Annotated in this window: 12 protein-coding genes and 1 pseudogene; 10 read left to right on the top strand and 3 right to left on the bottom strand. The window is 42.6% G+C overall.

Annotation, left to right across the window (positions count from 1 at the left end):
• Positions 1-26: 26 nt before the first annotated feature.
• Positions 27-1856, bottom strand: coding sequence for a group II intron reverse transcriptase/maturase (gene ltrA / locus V7K62_RS10490; RefSeq protein ID WP_334863872.1), 1830 nt, complete (start codon positions 1854-1856; stop codon positions 27-29).
• Between the two features lie 411 nt (positions 1857-2267).
• Here ltrA and V7K62_RS10485 point away from each other — a divergent pair, with 411 nt between their 5' ends.
• Positions 2268-2474: a hypothetical protein gene (locus tag V7K62_RS10485; RefSeq protein ID WP_334863871.1), complete on the top strand. Its 207-nt coding sequence runs from the start codon at positions 2268-2270 to the stop codon at positions 2472-2474.
• Positions 2475-2520: 46 nt separating this feature from the next.
• Here the strand turns inward: V7K62_RS10485 and V7K62_RS10480 are convergent.
• Positions 2521-2892, bottom strand: a pseudogene (locus V7K62_RS10480) (ribonucleoside-triphosphate reductase, adenosylcobalamin-dependent); the annotation flags it as partial.
• Positions 2893-3383: 491 nt separating this feature from the next.
• Here V7K62_RS10480 and V7K62_RS10475 point away from each other — a divergent pair.
• From V7K62_RS10475 to V7K62_RS10460, 4 genes are all read left to right on the top strand, one after another.
• Positions 3384-3725 (top strand): KGK domain-containing protein, encoded by a 342-nt coding sequence (locus tag V7K62_RS10475; protein ID WP_334863870.1) that lies wholly within the window; start codon positions 3384-3386, stop codon positions 3723-3725.
• 84 nt (positions 3726-3809) lie between these two features.
• Entirely contained in the window at positions 3810-4829 is a 1020-nt protein-coding gene (gene tilS / locus V7K62_RS10470; RefSeq protein WP_334863869.1) for a tRNA lysidine(34) synthetase TilS, read from the top strand.
• 197 nt (positions 4830-5026) lie between these two features.
• Positions 5027-5326 carry a type II toxin-antitoxin system HigB family toxin gene (locus V7K62_RS10465; protein WP_334863900.1) on the top strand — a complete coding sequence of 100 codons (300 nt, stop codon included), beginning with the start codon at positions 5027-5029 and terminating at the stop codon, positions 5324-5326.
• The gene (locus V7K62_RS10460; protein WP_334863868.1) at positions 5310-5711 is read left to right on the top strand and encodes a helix-turn-helix domain-containing protein; all 402 of its coding nucleotides are present in this window, start codon (positions 5310-5312) and stop codon (positions 5709-5711) included. Before V7K62_RS10465 ends, V7K62_RS10460 begins: the two co-directional genes overlap by 17 nt.
• A gap of 167 nt (positions 5712-5878) precedes the next feature.
• Here V7K62_RS10460 and hmpF read toward each other — a convergent pair whose 3' ends face one another.
• Positions 5879-7639 (bottom strand): pilus motility taxis protein HmpF, encoded by a 1761-nt coding sequence (gene hmpF / locus V7K62_RS10455; protein WP_334863867.1) that lies wholly within the window; start codon positions 7637-7639, stop codon positions 5879-5881.
• A gap of 384 nt (positions 7640-8023) precedes the next feature.
• Here hmpF and V7K62_RS10450 point away from each other — a divergent pair, with 384 nt between their 5' ends.
• The 5 genes from V7K62_RS10450 to V7K62_RS10430 all read left to right on the top strand — a co-directional run.
• On the top strand, positions 8024-9202 hold the full coding sequence (locus V7K62_RS10450) for a response regulator (protein WP_334863866.1): 1179 nt from the start codon (positions 8024-8026) through the stop codon (positions 9200-9202).
• Positions 9203-9475: 273 nt separating this feature from the next.
• Positions 9476-9841 (top strand): response regulator transcription factor, encoded by a 366-nt coding sequence (locus V7K62_RS10445; protein WP_069073698.1) that lies wholly within the window; start codon positions 9476-9478, stop codon positions 9839-9841.
• 13 nt (positions 9842-9854) lie between these two features.
• Positions 9855-10385 (top strand): chemotaxis protein CheW, encoded by a 531-nt coding sequence (locus tag V7K62_RS10440; RefSeq protein ID WP_334863865.1) that lies wholly within the window; start codon positions 9855-9857, stop codon positions 10383-10385.
• Between the two features lie 14 nt (positions 10386-10399).
• Positions 10400-13345 carry a methyl-accepting chemotaxis protein gene (locus V7K62_RS10435; protein ID WP_334863864.1) on the top strand — a complete coding sequence of 982 codons (2946 nt, stop codon included), beginning with the start codon at positions 10400-10402 and terminating at the stop codon, positions 13343-13345.
• 98 nt (positions 13346-13443) lie between these two features.
• The coding region (locus V7K62_RS10430; RefSeq protein ID WP_334863863.1) for an Hpt domain-containing protein at positions 13444-16502 on the top strand (3059 nt) is incomplete at its 3' end.

The following is a 16502-nucleotide window of genomic DNA, read 5'->3' as shown; positions in this document are numbered from 1 at the left end:
TCTAGGACGGCTCCAGTACCATTAAACTAAGCAACATCCTCACGAATGCTACTCGTCTCCAGAACCGGACATGAGACTTTCACCTCATCCGGCTCCTCAGAAAACATACCCTTGTCATGGGAACTGCTGAGACTGCCACCTGTGGCTGTCTTTTTGTCATGGCAATGTCTATGCAATGCTTGAATATTATCGAACTTTCTTTTTCCGCCCAAGCTGCTTGGTAGAATGTGGTCAAGTTCAATTTGGTCTTCTGTTGTAAACGTTAGACCGCAATAAGCACATTTACCTTTCTGCTTGTGAAGAATTTTTGCAAGTAGAGAGGGAATCTCTTTACTCTTTCCAGTTCTTGCTCCCCAATAGACGAAATCACCGTTAAAGGGTGAAGCATCGCCTTTAACCTTGGTGTGGCGGACAATCTTAATCCATGTGTGCTTTGACAGAATATATCTTTCATCTGTGTCTGGGCTAATGTCACCAAACACCCAGTTATCCCCACCTACTGTTGTCCAGTATTTCTCAACTAACCACTTAGCACCTTTATTCGGGTGCCTGTATCTTGCCCATGATGTCAGTTTGGTATACATCATGTGATTTAAATCACTGAAAGTATCAGTTGAGCAAGTGGATGAGTAGTAGTTCGCCCATCCTTGAATAGTGGGATTGAGTCTCTGGATAAGCACTTTTTGCGGTGCTGCTTTATGGGAGTCTATGATTTCAGATATAACCTTATAGTGGCGCTGTACTGCTTTCTTGTTTGGTTGGATGATTGTTTGGAATCCAAGGATTTTTCCTGACCTTGGCGCTTTTGCACTCATCCCATCATTGACTGGAAATTGTCGAATATTAAAACCTAAAAAGTCAAATCCAGGTTTTTCCCCTTTATATTCTTCAAAGGTGTGACAAATTTTGGTCTTACTTGGTTTTAGCTCCAAGCCGATGTCTTTTAAGAAGCCTTCAATTACAGCTTTTGCTCCTAACACAACATTGATATCTTCGTGAATAATTACAAAGTCGTCTGCGTAGCGAATTAAACTGAGGGCGCTGCGGTTTTGTTTTCTCCCATGATTCCTGCAAGTAGGTAGGGAGTTAGCATATTCCTTAATGACCTCTTCCATACCGTGGAGGGCGATATTCGCCAGCAGTGGGGAAATAACTCCACCTTGTGGCGTTCCCATTTCTGTTGGGAATATGTTCCGTCCATCCATAAAACTAGCTTTTAACCAGTTACGGATTAACCGTCTCATGGATGGGTATGTGTTTAATTTGCTCAGTAGCTTCTGATGGTCAATGTTGTCAAAACACTTGGAGATGTTGGCATCTAGGACATACTTAGCTTTACAATGTATTGCTAAGTAAATGGCTTCGATGGCATCATGTACTGCCCGTCCCGGTCTGAACCCATAACTATTTGGCTCGAACTTGGCTTCCCATTCTGGTTCTAGGGCTAGTTTGGTCAGTCCCTGATTTGCTCTGTCTGCCATTGTGGGAATTCCCAGAGGTCGCTTTTCGTCTGTTCCTCGCTTGGGAATCCAGATTCTACGGGTTGGTTTTATTTTCCCAGTAGTTCCTAGATTGTTGGCTAGTATTAGGCGTTGAGCATATCCAAGAGATTTTACTCCGTCCACCCCTGCCGTGTTCTTGCCTTGGTTGTCTTGGGTTACTTGTCGCGTTGCTAAAAGCTTGGCGTACCAGGACTTCATCAAGGTTTTCTGGAGTCGTCGCATTGCTTTGACATCACCACGTTGAGCAGCTTTATGTATGCGCTTTTGCAACTTAAACACCATCCTCTGGATTTTCTTCCAGTTGATGTTGTTCCATACCGCCGTAGTCTTGAAACTCGTTTTAGTCGTCTTCATTGCTAATTGTACTTACATATATCTGTTTCCCGTGAGTCCGTCAGCGTATCCTACGCATTACCGTAGGCGTTAGCTTCTGACTCAATCTCGCCACATACTTCATCCGGTTAGCACCTACTCAGGGATCGACCTTCCTGAGAGAAACTATGTGGTTACTTCGTTCCTGATAGTCATTGATTGAGAGTTTAGGTTCCTACTGTTCACCGGGGTTAGGAGTGGTGCAGACCAGACGGGTGTAAATCCGGTCACTCTACCCTTGCCTTTTGGCACAGCCTGTTAGTCCACTAGGCTGTTTTAGATGATCACGATGATTCAGACATAGATTCGCTTTCGCTAACCATACTCTCCTGCTAGTTGGAGTTGAAGCCTGGGCTGGCTTCTTACCACCGTTCATTCCCGCTTCACAGATTGATGGCTAGTCGCTACCGTGGGGAAAGTGCTTTCACCCTTGCACTTAGGGGGTTGGACTTCATCGGTTTATCTTATATCTTACAGACTTTACCATTAGATATTTCTATGGTTGTGAGTGTTTTGACATTTGTTCACTTCGATGTCACCAACATGACTATCAAGTTCTCAAGGTTCTTACCTGTTAGGGTAGATTTACCTTGGGGCTAATCCTCCCAACCCTTATAGAGATTGGTTTCTAGCCAACGAATCGCACACATCCCATCATTGCTAAATCCATCATTAATCCGAAGGCACTCCAGTCTTCGAGATTGGTAGAGGTGCAATTATAAGCCCCGGAAAAGTTCTTTGGCTTGGTTATCCAGTCTGTACCACCAACCCATAGCCAGCGTCCACTGGGCATAGCTTTCAAGTTGCGCTGCATCTTATCCAGTGTGGCAGCTTCTTCTTGAGTTAACTTTCCCAACTCGACTAAGCCGAGTAGAGTGCGATCGCATACCTCATCCCATGTTTCCCTTAGTCCCGCCTTTGATCGGCGGCTATAAGTTCTAAAAAATACGGGATTAGCAGCCGGTGCAGTTTCTGGAAACCTTGCACTCTGGCGTGTTCTTTCGAGATTCTGAACCATATATTAAGTGTCTTGCGTTCTTCTTGCGTGCGGACAGATTATGACTATACGCTAAGTAGTTTGAGTATTAAAGATTGTCAAATTACCCACTTTACGCTAGCTCTACCCTGCACTAATTACAACAAAAATTTATGATGTATAATGTCCTTCACCCTTGGGTGGGAGACATATACTAAGTTTTAATTAGCACAGATTCAGTTATGAGTAAATTATCTTCATCGCCTCATCTTCAGCCTGATTATCACTACTCAGCACTAAATACTTAGAACTTTTCATGACTTTCCCCTAACTCAGTGGTGACAGTTAAACAAGTTGTGGCTGCAAGTTATAGCAGTTGCCAGGTAGCGGTTGACATCAGCTAATCAGAAAACACTGACACCAAGAGACTTTCAAGCCTGTTAAGAGTTCCCTATTCCCTGTTCCCTGCTATAAATCTAAACAATTAATTCCGATCTATTGGGAACTATAAATTTAGTTACAGGAAATTGATTATGAATGATGAATGGGAACCTCTAAATCCTGATGATGATGTTGTGCATTTTCACCAAGAAGCGTTTGAAAATTTACCCCAAACTCAAATAGTGTTTCAGTTATTAAAGGAAGTCAAGAAAATTTGGGCAAAACACTGTACATCTTCAGGGTCAAGAATATTTGGGGAAGGATTTGAATGTTGTGTTTTAATACCTGGTCAACAATGGCGAACAGGTAAAATTAGAGTACGTCTAGAATTTTGCCCTGATGAAACTGAAATCGAAGGTAATGGATTAGACATCAAGCAGCAAAACTCTCCGCTCGACGACCTTCGGCAGCAACTCAAGGAAAGTGAAAATTAATCGCAAAATTGTAACCTTCGATGCACGTTGGTAGACACCGATATAATAGAAAATTATCTTTGTCTGTGTGCGCGAAAAAACAAAATGGTATGGACTCCCCTACACGCAAAAATACATCGCACCATCCGATCGCGCCACTTATTTGAGCGCAACCAGCGACTATTAATCGCTGTTTCCGGCGGACAAGATTCTCTGTGTTTAATAAAATTACTTTTAGATTTACAACCCAAATGGGGATGGGATTTAGGTATTGCTCACTGCGATCATCGCTGGCGTTCTGATTCCCAAGCTAATGCTCACCACGTCGAAAACTTAGCTAAAACTTGGGGTATATCCTTTTATTTAGAAACAGCGAACAAACCGATAAATAGTGAAGCTGCTGCACGCGATTGGCGCTATCAAGCTTTAAGTGCGATCGCTCAGGCAAATAATTATCAATATATAGTTACAGGGCACACCGCCAGCGATCGCGCCGAAACTCTCCTCTACAATTTAATTCGCGGTACTGGTGCTGACGGCTTACAAGCCCTAACTTGGCAACGCCCCCTAACTACAGGCATTGTGTTAGTGCGTCCACTTTTAGAAATCACTCGAATACAAACAGAGCAATTTTGTCAAGAATTTAAATTACCAATTTGGGAAGATTCCACCAATCAAGATTTGCAATATGCCCGCAACCGCATTCGCCAAGAATTATTACCATATTTGCGAGATAATTTCAACCCCCAAGTAGAATCAGCCTTAGCCCAAACAGCAGAACTTTTACAAGCAGAAGTGGAATATTTAGAAACAGCTGCCCAGCAGTTACGGGAAAAGGCTATGGAAATGGGCATGGGGCATGGGGCATTGGGCATTGGGGATGAAGAAGATTCCTTTACTCTTCTTCCCTTGAGGTTAAATCGTCGGGTATTGCAGAAAGCGCCATTGGCACTGCAACGTCGGGTGATGCGTCAGGTATTGCAGCAAATACTGACTGACGCAGCGAGTTTTGAACACATCGAAAAATTAACGGCTTTAATTATAGCGCCTAACCGATCGCAAACTGATCCATTTCCTGGTGGTGCGATCGCTCAAGTAGAAGGCGACTGGATCTGTTTGAAATAGTTGTTTAGAGGATGTTTGAAAAGTCCTTAGTGATGTATCAAATACTCTTAGATCCCCCTAAATCCCCCGATAAATTGGGGGACTTTGATTCCGTTTCCCCCCTTTTTAAGGGGGGCTAGGGGGGATCAATAAGTGCCTGATATCACAGCCGACCACTTTTCAAACAACCTCTTAAAGTCTTTTTGCGATCAGGAACGATGCACATTATTAGTTTTAGAATATTAAGAGAATATGCAGAAAACCATGCAGATTGTCAGGAAGCATTAAACAATTGGTATAAAGTTGCCACTAAACCGAAATGGTCAAATTTAGTTGAAGTACAACAGGTTTTTCCGAAAGCTGAAGCTGTTGGTAATTTTACAGTTTTCAATATTAAAGGAAATAAATATCGCTTGATTGTTAGTATAGATTATCAAGGGCAGTTAATTTATATTAAGTATATCCTCACCCATGCGGAATACGATAAGGAGAACTGGAAGAATGACCCTTACTTTTAATCCAGATAAATACAAGGAATTATTAACAGCTTATCTTCCCAAGCTGATAAAAAGTGAAGCTGAGAATGAGCAAGCTTTAGGGATAGTGGAAGATTTAATGCACCGGGAACGCACCCCAGAAGAAGATGAACTTTATCACTTATTAATTACTTTAATTGAAAAGTTTGAACAAGAATATTATCAGCCAAGCCAGCAGAAGAATCCTGTATCTATGTTGTTATTTATTTTAGAAGAATCTGAGAGAAGTAGAGATGATTTAGTAGCGGTTTTAGGAACAGAAGATTTGGTTGATAATATTTTAAATGGACAAGAGAAGATAAATACAGAACAAGCGCGTAAGCTGGGAGAGTTTTTTCATGTAGAATCTAGTTTATTTATGGAATAATAACTAAGTCTGTAGTTGGGCTTTAGTCCAAAAAAATAAGTTAGGGCTGAAGCCTGATCGCAAACTGATCCATTTCTTGGTAGTGCGATCGCTCAAGTAGAAGGCGACTGGATCTGTTTGAAATAGTTAGGAGGGACGTATTTGCGCCCCTCCTAACTCAGCACTCTTCATGACGCTAGTAATTCTGGCTGAGGCATTAAACTCTGGAGAGTATGACGCAACTGAGCGATCGCTTGGACTTGATCATCACCAGTTTCCTGGAATTGATCCAAAGATTCTCCAATTCCTTGCAGCTTTTGCCGTAATCCATCTAAAGAATCCTGAATTGGTTGTAGTGCTTCTTGATAAAGATTTACCCGACCACAGCATTCAGCAGTTGTTCTTCGTAAGGATAGCAAGTTTTCCTCGATCGCTTTCAGTTCTTGGCGCTTTTCATCTAGGTCGTGAGTTTGATTGTCAATCATTCCCTGATTTAGCTCAATACCAGAACGAATCTGCTCAATCTCACGTTCCAGCTTTTGGATTTCCTGTGAATATTGTTGTCGCTGGGTTTCAATTTGTAACAGAATTGGTTCTAAATTAACTTTATTACCCTCTTGTTGATCAACAACAGTATGTCCTTGTCGCCGTAGCAATACAGCTTGGTGTTGCTTAAGAAACTTCTGATGCTGTAGCATATTGCGGCGTTGTCCCACCAAACTGGAATTCAGCATCTGATAGAGGTCTTTCTCATCCGTTAGTTCCAGTTCCAGATTAATGTGGTCATGGTCAGATGCAGCATTTATTTTAGTTTGGAGTTCTTCTATAGCTTCTTGTTTATATTTTAGTTCTTGTTCTTGATCGTGAACAAAGCTAGCGTCTATTTCCACCTTATATTGCAAGTCTTGCACTATTTTTTGTAGTTCTTCTAAAGGCTTTTTCTCCAAAGCTTCCACATCAACTTGCTGACCGAGAACTACATCACCAGATGTTACAGCTAAAGAGTGAATCTGTTGATATAACTCTTCGGCGTTTCGTAACTGCTCTTTGATGATCCGAGCATACTCTTGCTTGCTCGTAAAGTCTGCTGTATTTATCTGCAATTGGGCTGTTTGCTGAACTAGAGAATTTTGTGCTTCTTCACACGCATTTTGGCGATCGCTAAAGGTTTGTGACAATAGCTCAACTTCTTCTTGCTGTTGAGCGATCGCAATTTTTTCCTCCTCCAGTTTTTGCCAGTGCGGGGTAAGAGTAGCTTGCTGCTTTTCGACCAATTCAAAGGCTAGATGCAGGTGTTCTCTGACTTTTTCTGTGGGAGCAACCCGATTAGACAAGCGATCGAGTAACTCACTCATGACTCGACTTTGCTCCTCATCCAAAACCGTCCCTTGCTTAAAATCCGCTTGACGTTCTTCTAGGCGACGCTGCTCACCCCGTAAATGCTCCCAAGCCCCTTCCAACTCTTGGCGGTTGCGCTCAATTTCTGCTTGCAATCGTTCAATTTCCTGGCGCGAGGTGTCAACTTCCTGTTTTTGCTCCTCCAGGTGTTGCACCTCATCCTCCAATTCTTGCAACTGTTCCGACCGTACTTCCATATCCATTTCACGGCGATTCAACTCTTGCGCCTGAAACGTTAGTGACTGTTTCCACTGATCAATCTCATCTTCCTTGAGCTTGAATTTTTCCAACTGGCGAGAAAAATTCTGCAAAATGTTGACGAGTGGACGCCCTGCTTCTTGAACCCGCTGCACTTGACGATTCGGATTCACTTCAACTAGTACCAAAGCACCATCATTTAATTTGCTTGCGTCCTCAGCGGCAATCACTTCTTCCGACACAGTACTCCAATTCTGGTCAGTTCGCTGACAAGCTAGCAGTTTCAGTTCGGTTTTCGCACCACCACCAAGTAAACCACCTTTCTGTTTTTGTACTTCTGCTAAATACAGCACACCGTTTGTCCTTTATTGATGCACTTCAAAGTTCGTGTTTTGAGATATACCTTAAATAATTCTGTTAACTTGTCTCACTCAACCGAGGTCTAAGAGAACAAGACAGACAAAACTATAGACGCGAGATTTCGTCTTGATACTTAATAGAAGCTACCAGGTCGCGCCTTTATATTTTGTACTGATGACAGTGATGATGACTTCCGTGTTAACACTAGCTTTGTCAAAGTGTATTACGAAAGATGAAGGTTTATAGCTTAATGTATTCCCTAATGACAATTAGAACAGAGTAAAAATCTTTTCAATACTCCATAATCAATACTTAAAGAATAAGTCATAATTCACGATTCAGAATTCAGCAATACTTAAGGAGTACTTTTTAGCTAAATGCAGGGAAATTTAAATGAAATTGATATTTGCAGTATCCTGCAATTAATTGAGTTGGGACAACGAACTGGGCAATTATGGGTGGAAGCTCATAGCTCTCACCATAACAACAAACTGGGTGGAGAGGGAGCAAGCATTTATCGCCCTAAACAACAGTCTTGGTTCGTCTTTTTCTTGAATGGTCAAATTATCTATTGCCAAGAAGGCGAGAGTAATTTATCCAGAATTAGCGATTATTTACGTCATTACGGAGTTGAGACGCAACTCACCGACAAACAAATTGCCTCCCTACCACCAACCGACGCGCTAGAGTATGCCTATCTTTGGGCGCTCTTGGAGCGGAATATCATCAACCCAAAGATAGCTGGTAGTATCATTAAGGGCTTGGTGCATGAAACTCTTTTTGACCTGCTGAGTTTACACCAAGGTAACTTCATTTTCCATCATGGTGTGGCACTTGCCCCGCAATTGAATACTTTCGAGATTGCTCCATTTGTGACAAAAATTACAAAGCAGGTGCAAGAATGGAAGCAATTCTATCCACACATTCAGTCTCCAGAACAATTGCCAGTGCTATCTGACAAAGTTCAGCTACAATCTTCCCTGCCAGAAGCAACCGTGAATAAGCTACAACATTGGGCCGATGGTAAAACATCCTTGCGTCAACTGGCTCGCTATCTCAACCGAGACATTTTGACAGTCGCTAAGGCAATATATCCTTATGTGCAAAAAAGTTGGCTACAGCTAGTATATTCAGAGACAAATAAACCAGATACCCACATAGATAGCTGGGAATTGAAGGGAAAACAGAGGGGGCGGATAGTATGTATTGACGATGCGATCGCCATCGGTGAGACTATAAATTCCATCTTACAACCACAAGGTTATGAAGCGATCGCTCTCACCAATCCTTTAGAGGCACTCAGTCTGGTTTTTCAACTCAAACCGGATTTAATTTTATGCGACATTGCTATGTCGGAATTAGAGGGGTACGAGGTTTGCGCCATGCTGCGACATTCAACAGCATTTCGGCTCACACCGATTATCATGCTTACTGCCAAAGATGGGTTTATTGATCGAGTCAAAGCTAGGATGGTTGGGGCAACAGATTATTTAACAAAACCATTTACAGACACTGAGTTACTCATGCTCGTGGAGAAATATATCAACAACCAATGAAAATAGGGCATTGGGTATGAGGCATTGGGTATGGGGCATTGATTATTTTTCCGTCATCTCTCTCATCTATGGGGCATATAAAGAGATCGAAGATTTGTTGATCTACTAAAAGATGAGTTAAAAGATGTTATCACAGAGTCAGCTAACTGAGTGAAACGTCAAGACCCAGGAAAATAGTGAGAACATAGAATTAATTTATACAGTTAATACTTGCGGAGGAGTCAGGGAATGTTCCAATTAGGAACGTCTAAATCAGGAGGTAAATAGACACTTATGAGCACAGTTCTGATTGTGGAAGACAGTATTGCCCAAAGGGAGATGATTACAGACCTCCTGAAAGCAACTGGCCTAACAGTTACCCATGCCAGTGACGGATTAGAAGCATTGGAGGCAATTCAAATAGCACCTCCCGATTTAGTGGTATTGGATATTGTCATGCCCCGAATGAACGGCTACGAAGTTTGTCGGCGGTTGAAATCCGATCCAAAAACCCAAAATGTCCCGGTGGTGATGTGTTCTTCCAAAGGCGAAGAATTTGATCGCTATTGGGGGATGAAACAGGGTGCAGACGCCTACATAGCCAAACCCTTTCAACCAACCGAGTTGGTAGGAACAGTCAAACAACTGCTGCGAGGATAAGGATAAAAACAACATGGTCAGCAAACCGGACTTTTTAAGTGGCAGCGGTCAAGACCACTTTCGACCAGAATTACAAGTAGAAAGTCCTGAAGGTGAGTTACATTTGAGGTTTTACATTCCCTCGCATCAGGAGTTTGCACTACAAGCAACTGGCATCCGGGAGGTAATTGAACTAAGTCCTGATAGAATCACCCCGATTCCTAATGCTTCTCCTTTACTTTTGGGTACTCTAAATTTACGAGGTCGAGTTATTTGGGTGGCTGATTTGGGTCAATTTCTAGGGGAAGCAAGTGCATTAAACACGGATAGAGCTGAAATTTCGGTGATTGCCATTGAAGAGCAAGACACAATAGTGGGTTTAGCAGTAGAGGAAATCGGTGGTATGGACTGGTTGGATGTCCAGAATCTGATGCCACCAGCTAATGTTCCAGACACTATGGCTCCCTTTTTACGTGGAGAGTGGTCATTAGGTGCTAAAAACAATCAGTGTCTACTACTGCTCGATCAAATGGCAATTTTACGGAGTGCTAGGTGGGCAGGATGAAATTGGAGGAGGAAATGGCAGCAAGTATTGATAATTTCGAGCCAACATATCAACAGGCGATGACCGCCTACGTTCAAAGGAATTATGAGGTTGCCGCCACTTTAGTTGACCAAGTGGTGCAAAATTTACCAGATGACCCCAACTCCCATTTGTTAAGGGGTCACATCTACTATGTTTTACAGCAGTACGATGTAGCAAAAGAAGAATATCAACAGGTATTAGGCTTGACTGACGATCAAGAAATTATTGCTTTTGCCAATAATGGAATTGAGAATATCAATCAATATTTACAGTCATTCGGTGGGGAGGTTGATACATCAGGAAGTCAAGAGCAAATAAATTCCTCAGAGATGTCTGATGTACTGGCATATAGCGAACCAGAATTAGAAAATTTGGACGCTAGTGAGGACTTTGACAGCGATAACCTTGATTTGAACTTTTTTGGAGAGCATCAAGAAAGTGTGAATGGCGTTGAAGATATACCTTCAAAAAGTCCATTTGATCTGCCCACAGAAGATAGTATTGGAACAGAAAAAATATCAGATTCTTCTACAGCTTTTGGTGACGACCCTTTTGCAATGAATGAAGAATCACAGGAAGAAGACTCAAATAACAACTGGAAGGAGAACACAGAATTAGAGTTGCCTGCTTTTTGGCAGGAAGGTATTTCAGAAGAGATTCAGGAAGAATCATTAGGAAATAGTCAATTCTCAGATAATCAGATAAATTCTGATCGCGGAAATTTAACTATTGACAATAATAACTCTTCATCTTCTAATTCACAAACTGGTAATAGCGAGAATAATTTCCCTGATTTGTTGAGTGAGCCAAAGCCTCCAGAGCAGAGTATGGGAAATTTAGAATATAAAAAATCTCGTTTTGGAGACGAAACTTTACTGATTGTTGCAGAAGAACTTAGAAATGATTCGCCAAGAACAAATAATAAATTGGAATACGGCAGTCGAGATAATTTGCCTGAAACCGAAGCACATAATTGGTTAACACCAACAGACTTAGAAGGAGAGTCAGCTTTTCAGCCAAATTTATCTGATGATTCCTCATCTTTAAATAGCAATTTACCTCGGAAAGAAAAGCAGCTTAAATCAGATGAATTCATCGGTCAAAATAGCTTTGATGACGATGAAAATTTTGATATGGAAGCATTTGAGTCTGCCTTTGGCTCAGAGGGTTTAAACTCTTATGAAGACTCAAACAATATACTGAATGGAGAAAATTCTAAAAGCAATATCGAGTTTTTAGATGACTTTGAGGAATTTGACGATTTAGGCAATATTCCAGGGTTTGACCTGATCGAAGGAGATTCTAACTTCGGTAATGCAGGAATGCATTCTGCTCCAGCAGAAACTAGTGACACTGGACGCCTTCAAAGCGCGGAGGCTTTTTTAGGTAGTGCAGCTAGCGATCGCGACGAGGAATTATTCTCGATGACTGGTTCTCATGAAGCCGTTCCAGTCTTTAGCCAAACAGATATCTCGAAACTAGAACCCAACGTCAGCATCGAGCAAGGATGGTTAGCACCATTAGAGAATGCCTCCATCGAACGGAAACAATGGTTAATTGCTGGAAGTGTAGGCATTGTCTCAGCGCTGGTTGTAGCCACAGTTAGCTTTGTGGCCACCACATTTTCGCCACCCCAACAACGAGAATCAGTACGAAACACAGGTTGGGCAATGTCACTAGCCGCTGGGATTGCAGGTTTTGCTACCGCAGGCTTCATGGGAAATCTGGCGCTTAAACAAATTCGGCGCACAACTGATGACCTCCAAGCTCAGTTTGAGGCTGTACGTCAAGGAAATCTCAATGCTCAAGCCACAGTGTATTCCGAAGATGAATTGGGGCATTTATCCACTGGCTTTAATGAAATGGCGCGAGTAATTTTCACAACCACAAGTGAAGCCCAACGCAAAGCCGATGAGCAAGAGGAAGCCAAAGAAAACCTGCAACGTCAGGTGATTCGTCTCTTGGATGATGTGGAAGGAGCTGCTAGAGGCGATTTAACAGTCCAAGCGGAAGTCACAGCCGACGTACTGGGAGCCGTAGCTGACGCCTTTAACCTAACAATTCAAAACCTGCGGGATATCGTTCAACAGGTAAAAGTGGCAGCGAAGGATGTGACAAAAGGTGCAACCAACTCGGAAACTTTTGCTAGAGCCTTATCTGGTGATGCTTTGCGCCAAGCAGAAGAGTTGGCAGTAACGCTGAATTCTGTACAAGTAATGACCGACTCGATTCAGCGGGTAGCAGAAGCGGCGCGGGAAGCTGAAACCGTTGCCCGCGATGCTAGCATGATCGCCATCAAGGGAGGAGAAGCAGTAGAAAATACCGTGGCGGGGATTTTAGAAATTCGGGAAACCGTTGCCGAAACCACCCGAAAAGTAAAGCGGTTGGCGGAATCTTCCCAAGAAATTTCTAAAATTGTGGCGTTGATTTCTCAGATTGCTTCGAGAACAAACTTGCTGGCACTGAATGCTAGTATTGAAGCCGCAAGGGCGGGAGAAGCGGGACGCGGGTTTGCGATCGTCGCAGATGAAGTGCGCCAGCTAGCAGATAAATCTGCTAAATCGCTCAAGGAAATTGAACAAATTGTGATGCAAATCCAAAGCGAAACAGGCTCTGTAATGACCGCAATGGAAGAAGGCACACAACAAGTAATTAAAGGGACAAAATTGGCAGAAGAAGCCAAGCGATCGCTCGAAAACATTATTCAAGTGGCGAATCGGATCGATATTCTTGTGCGCTCCATTACCAGCGATACTGTGGAACAAACTGAAACTTCCCGCGCCGTCGCTCATGTAATGCAATCAGTAGAACTGACCGCCCAAGAAACCTCCCAGGAAGCACAGCGAGTTTCAGGTGCCCTACAACACTTAGTAGGTGTATCCCGTGACTTGATCGCCTCCGTTGAACGTTTCCGAGTGGAAACTATGGAAACCAGATAAATTGTCATTTGTCCTTTGTCTGTTGTTATTTGCTAATGACCAATGACTAATGACCAATGACTAATAACTAATGACTAATGACTCTTGACTAAAAAACTATGCTGCCGGAACAACAACAGCGGATTTTGGGTTACTTTATTGAAGAAGCCAGGGATCACCTGAATACCATTGAGCAAGGCTTGCTGAATTTAGAGGGTACCCTGAACGACCCGGAAATGATCAGTGAGGTCTTCCGGGCGGCTCACTCCATCAAGGGAGGAGCGGCGATGCTTGGATTGACTAGCATCCAGCATACCTCCCACCGTCTGGAAGATTGTTTCAAAATTCTCAAAGATAATCCGGTTCAGATTGACCAAAAGTTAGAGTCTTTATTTCTTGGTGTATCTGATACCCTCAAAGCGCTGTTAGAAAATTTGAGTGGGCCTTATGGCCTTTCTGAAGATGCAGCTAATACTTTGATGTCAGAAACTGAGCCAGTCTTTCAATGGCTGTATCAGCATCTGGAACTACTTGTAGGACAAGCAAAGAGTGGAGTAGCCAGCAGTCCTGACGCCACAGAACTTACAACCTCTGTAGAGAATGTCTCCACACTTACAGAAATGTTCCTGCGGCGAGATATTCCCAGTTTGGCAGAAGACACCCATCAGGAATCTCCAGACTTGGTAGCACCCCCCCAGTCAGTGCGAGATGCTCTCTACGATACGCGCAAGGGAGGCGAACTCGCCAACGCTGCGCTATCGCCAGTTACCGCTAAAGACAATAATAATTGGGGCGAGTTTCAAGCCCAAGTGCTGCAAACACTGCGGGAAATGTTGCAACTATTTAAGCAAACCACAACACCTTCAACTCGGCAAAACCTCCAGCAATGCTGTTACCAGTTAGTCAAACTTGGTGAGACTTGGAATTTGCCTAAGTGGTGTGGTTTATGTCAAGCAGCAGCCAGTGCGATCGGCAATCCCGAAAATACTTATCTGACTTTAGCTAAAATTGTCATTACCGAAATCAAACAAGCTCAAGAATTAGTCCTGCAAGGTAGAGAAGCCGAAATTGCAATTAGTCAGCAACTAGAAGCACTTTTGAGCTTTGCAGAAATTGAGTTATTAGAAATTACCCCTGATTTGTTTGATGAACAGTCTGCGGTATTGACAGAATCAAAGCCAATTCTGTCTGGTAACACCGAGCCATTAGCCCAGCCAACTAAAGAACTGAATCTAGACAAGGATACTAGCGATAGCACAGCGTTAGCGAGTCCACAAGCGTCTCGCCCCTATCTACAGTTACAAGGGACACCACTAACCGCTGCGACTCATACCAGTCTTACTTTCACCACACATGACGAAGCACATCCAATCAGTAACAATCTTGACCCCAATGGGCCAGAGGTAGGAATAGCTGAGTTAAATACCCTTGCCGATTTATTTGAAGGTGAGACTCCCGAACTAGATGAAAGCTGGCATCAAGAAGAAACCTTAGATATTGTTGCCACTGATGACTTTGGAATTGATTTCACCAGCACTGACGCTGAGGACGCTCATAACGATTTATCTGATTTACTCTCCTTTAATGAAGATATCAGCAACGCGCAGCACCCAACAACCACAGCCACGACAGAAGATTTATCTCTGTTGTTTGGCGACCATTTCCTAGAAAAAGAGAATTCAGAACCGCAAAATCAACAAACATCTGCTAAGACTCCAGAGTTGAGCGATATTAACGAACTTGATATAAATTTAGACTCATCTTCTTCCGAAATTTTACAAGAATTTATTGATATTCCTAGTGATCCAAACCAGGCTTCGGGGGAGATTGTCCAAAATAGTGTCAACAAAAATGATTTGGTTGAAGATTTATTGACACTGACAGTAGATGATCATCATGAACTATTACCTACAGGCGAAGTGACTCAACCAGAAACTGAGGCGATCGCTAATGTGGAACTATCTACCAACCAACAAAACAGTTTTGATAACTTATTCTCAGAAGCTAAAAATGCAAATTGGGTAGAAGAAATTACCCCTAGTGACTATATAGAATTATCCCAGCCAACAGACTTGTCTTTGGACAGCTTGTTTGCTGAAATCGATGAACAATCACAACTATTGCCAAGTGAACCAGAAATAGGTGATTTATTTGATACATCTCCACCAACAGCACCTGAGTTTTCTCAATCAGAAAATGATCTGAGCAACTTCTGGAGCCAGGAAACCACACTGGAAAGGGACGAATTCGATTCCTTAATTGAGCAGAATCTGGAAAGGGCGTTAGATGAGAGTTTATTTACTGCGCCAGCTGATGACATTTTTGCCGATGGTCAGCAGCCCCTACCTTCTCCTATAGCCAGTTTTGACATAGAAGAAGATTTTGATCTCAATTTCCAGCACCAAGAGCAGCTAGATTTGATATTCTCATCAGATTATGGAGATGATTTATTTGATGAGTTAGCACCAAGTAGCTCAACTATTTCCCCTGCAATCAACGATACCCCCACGACTGAAACACTGTTGTTCGCACAGCATCCAGGGGAGGAAATTCTCAAGCCGCAACAACCAGAAGCTTTAGATTTTGTTCCAGAATTTACTAATCAGCCCCCAGAGATATCTGCTGTTGATCTGGAACTTAATTCATTCGGTTCTTTGGATGAAAACAGCGATGAAAATCTACAACAACTGTTTGAAGATGTAGCCAGAAATGACTCCACCTATATCCAGATGGAAACCACAGATAATACTGTGGATGAACTATCAGAAACTTCTTTAGATTTCAGTTTTGGAGAAACTTCAGATTCCGTATTAGCCCAAGCACAGCCAGATGATTTGTTCGACTCTGAAGATGTAGCCAGAAATGACTCCACCTATATTCAGATGGAAACCACAGATAATACTGTGGATGAACTATCAGAAACTTCTTTAGATTTCAGTTTTGGAGAAACTTCAGATTCCGTATTAGCCCAAGCACAGCCAGATGATTTGTTCGACTCTGAAGATGTAGCCAGAAATGACTCCACCTATATTCAGATGGAAACCACAGATAATACTGTGGATGAACTATCAGAAACTTCTTTAGATTTCAGTTTTGGAGAAACTTCAGATTCCGTATTAGCCCAAGCACAGCCAGATGATTTGTTCGACTCTGAAGATGTAGCCAGAAATGACTCCAC

This window comes from Nostoc sp. (assembly GCF_036917935.1).
GTDB lineage: Bacteria > Cyanobacteriota > Cyanobacteriia > Cyanobacteriales > Nostocaceae > Nostoc.
This window is presented reverse-complemented; position numbering and strand designations above follow the sequence as displayed.

Excerpts from the sequence above, each read along its gene's own strand:
- V7K62_RS10460 (WP_334863868.1), top strand. The coding sequence starts at position 5,310 with ATGACCCTTACTTTTAATCCAGATAAATACAAGGAATTATTAACAGCT.
- V7K62_RS10440 (WP_334863865.1), top strand. The coding sequence starts at position 9,855 with ATGGTCAGCAAACCGGACTTTTTAAGTGGCAGCGGTCAAGACCACTTT.
- V7K62_RS10435 (WP_334863864.1), top strand. The coding sequence starts at position 10,400 with ATGGCAGCAAGTATTGATAATTTCGAGCCAACATATCAACAGGCGATG.
- V7K62_RS10485 (WP_334863871.1), top strand. The coding sequence starts at position 2,268 with ATGGCTAGTCGCTACCGTGGGGAAAGTGCTTTCACCCTTGCACTTAGG.
- V7K62_RS10450 (WP_334863866.1), top strand. The coding sequence starts at position 8,024 with ATGCAGGGAAATTTAAATGAAATTGATATTTGCAGTATCCTGCAATTA.
- V7K62_RS10445 (WP_069073698.1), top strand. The coding sequence starts at position 9,476 with ATGAGCACAGTTCTGATTGTGGAAGACAGTATTGCCCAAAGGGAGATG.
- ltrA (WP_334863872.1), bottom strand. The coding sequence starts at position 1,856 with ATGAAGACGACTAAAACGAGTTTCAAGACTACGGCGGTATGGAACAAC.
- V7K62_RS10475 (WP_334863870.1), top strand. The coding sequence starts at position 3,384 with ATGAATGATGAATGGGAACCTCTAAATCCTGATGATGATGTTGTGCAT.
- V7K62_RS10465 (WP_334863900.1), top strand. The coding sequence starts at position 5,027 with ATGCACATTATTAGTTTTAGAATATTAAGAGAATATGCAGAAAACCAT.
- tilS (WP_334863869.1), top strand. The coding sequence starts at position 3,810 with ATGGTATGGACTCCCCTACACGCAAAAATACATCGCACCATCCGATCG.